Raw genomic sequence first — 2852 nt, forward strand, 5'->3', positions numbered from 1 at the left:
GCACTCAAAAACCTGCCAGACCCACAAAGTTTTGTAGAAACATTCCGCGGCAGCCACCGCTATGTCTTGGATTATTTGGCGGAAGAAGTCATTCGCCAGCAAAGGGATGATATTCGCAAATTCATTATTCAGACTTCCATCCTGGCACGTTTCAACGCTGAATCCTGCGAAGCACTCACCGGATTCCCTGACAGTCAGAGTTTATTTTCAGAACTTGAACAGGCGAATCTCTTCCTGATCCCGTTGGATGATGAGCGCGTCTGGTATCGCTATCATCATCTTTTTGCCGATTTCTTGCGAACAGAACTCTCTAAAACTGAAACAAAAACACTATATAAAAAGGCTGCGCTTTGGCACGAAGAGAATGACTTTCTCTCTGAAGCGGTGCAATATGCCATCGAAAGTGGCGATCTTGATTTCTTGGCGGATCTGATTGATCGGGTATTTCGGGAAGATACGATTTGGTCGGGTGGCAATCTCGCCTTATATTTATCCTGGCTGGAAACTCTCCCACCGCAAGCCTTTCATAGCCGCCCTGAATTAGGTTTGAACGCAGCGCATATTCTTTATTTATTAGGGCGTTTTGACGCTGCCGAAAAGCAAATTGCTCAAGTCGAGCAAACGCTCGACGCTTTACCTGCGTCTTCTGAAAAAGAGCAAATGTTGGCGCAGGCATCGCTGTACCGTGGTGCAATTGCCTCCGTGCGTGGAGATACGCAGCAAGCCATAGAGAAGATCATGTTTGCGCAGGAACGCCTGCCTCGAGAGAGGCATTTGCTACAGGCGCGTGGATTTTTCAGCCTGGGGGTGGCGTATGAAATCTCGGGGCAAACCGAACTTGCTATCCAGAACTATTTGAAATCAAGCGAAGAAGCGCAATTTGTAGACGAGATTTATCTTGTCATTCATTCGCTTTGCGCTGTAGCGCAAGTGCAGGTCGCTCAGGGATTGTTATATCACGCGGAGCAAGCCTGCCAACAAGCTATGCAGATTGCAGAAGGCAAAAGATTACCTCCGCTGGGTTTGGCGGAGTCTATTCTTGGCAGTATTGCTCTCGAACGCAACGATCTCGCTGCCGCCGAGGAATTCCTGCAAAATGGGATTGCCTTATCCCGCCGTGGCGGTTTGATAGATGACGTGATTTTTGGTCTATCGTATCTTGCTCGTTTGCATATCTATCAGGGGCGCGTATCGGATGCCTTTGAGGCTGCTCAGGAAGTGAACACGATCATACAAGGCTTCGGGGTGGAGCGCATGTCTATGATCGTGGCGGCCCATATTGCAAACCTGCAACACTTAACCGGCCAAGAAGGGGCAGCAACGCAATGGGCGCTGGAATACCAGGCTGTTCGCGGGGAGCAACCACACGAATTTGCAGAACTGACGCTCGTGCGCATCCTGCTGAAGACGGGCGGTCGCGAAACTATACCGTCCATTCTGGATGCTCTCCTTAAACGGGAGCAAGCCCAAGGTCGCGTACGAACCGTTATCGAGTCCATGATGTTGATGGCGTTGTTCCATCGCGCTGAAAAAGACATCCCAACCGCCGTAGACTGGCTGTCCCAGGCGCTGGGATTGGCTGCCCCCGAAGGTTTTATCCGCATCTTTTTAGACGAAGGGGAAGCGCTTCTCGATTTGCTGCCAAAAGCGCGTCAGGCCGCCCCTGAACTTGTGGATACCATCCTGGGTAGTCTCCAGGCTGAATCTGGAAAATCGCCCCTAGACCAGTTGCCTGACCCTCTCAGCGAGCAAGAACTACGGGTATTGGGCTTGATCGTTGCGGGAAATTCCAACCAGGGAATTGCCGACGAATTGGTCATCAGCGTGGGGACTGCCAAATGGCATGTTCACAATATCCTGCAGAAACTGGGGGTCAGTAATCGTTCAAAGGCGATTGCCCGGGCCAGGGAATTGGGCTTCTAAGCCATCTTCTCTCAACAAATCTGAGCCGTGAAAACGGCTCTTTTTTTTATTTAACCTACCCTCACAACCTATCTTCCGATAGGGGACAAAAGCCGCATAAAACTATAAACTGTAATCGTCGTCAAAAATAATCAATAGGAGACAATATCATGAAAACAAAAACGCTCGTTCCGTTCCTAGCCCTTACTTTTGGATTGAGCTGGGGAATCGCCGCCCTGCTGATCTTTTTCACCGACCAGATGGTCGCAATCTTCGGTGAAATTACCAGTAGCAACCCCTTATATATCCTCATGGCATATTCGCCTGGCCTTGCTGGCATATTCCTGGTCTGGCGGCATTACGGACTAAAAGGGCTGGGTAGCTTCTTCCGGCGATTGACCTTATGGCGCATGCCCCGGGTGTGGTGGCTATTCCTCATATTAGGCATTCCTGCCATCGCTTACCTTGCCGCCGCATTGAACGGTACCATCAGCGATCCGTTCCCCTTTTCCCCCTGGTATCAGGTATTTCCAGCACTGGTGCAGGGCTTTTTCCTCCTGGGTACGATCGAGGAGTTCGGCTGGCGGGGGGTCGCCCAACCTCTACTGCAGCAAAAGATGGCTCCCTTTTGGGCTGGCTTAGTCGTGGGTATCATATGGGCGACCTGGCACCTCCCTGCGTTTCTGTTTGGAGGCGGGGTTCAATATGGCTCTTGGGCCGTCGTGCCATTCTTTGGTGGCGTCATCGCTCTCTCCATCATTATCACTCCCATGTTCAATAGTGCCCGTGGTAGCCTGCTGATTGCTTACCTCTATCACTTTCAGGTGATGAATCCCATCTTTCCCGATACACAACCCTGGGACAACCTCCTTTTCGGGATCGCGGCAGTAGTCATCGTTTTTCTAAATCGCCGTACGATGTTCAAAAAAGGAACCGGCGTTACCGAGGTT

Annotated in this window: 2 protein-coding genes; both read left to right on the forward strand. The window is 50.9% G+C overall.

The window, feature by feature from the left end; all coding sequences use genetic code 11:
- A partial coding sequence (locus AC3DOM_RS17195) for a winged helix-turn-helix domain-containing protein (RefSeq protein WP_487920264.1) occupies positions 1–1923 on the forward strand: 1923 nt, incomplete at its 5' end.
- 149 nt (positions 1924–2072) lie between these two features.
- Positions 2073–2852, forward strand: a 780-nt coding sequence (locus AC3DOM_RS17200; protein WP_487920265.1) for a CPBP family intramembrane glutamic endopeptidase, incomplete at its 3' end; no start/stop codon positions are given.

The sequence above is a fragment of the Candidatus Desulfolinea nitratireducens genome, assembly GCF_982879505.1.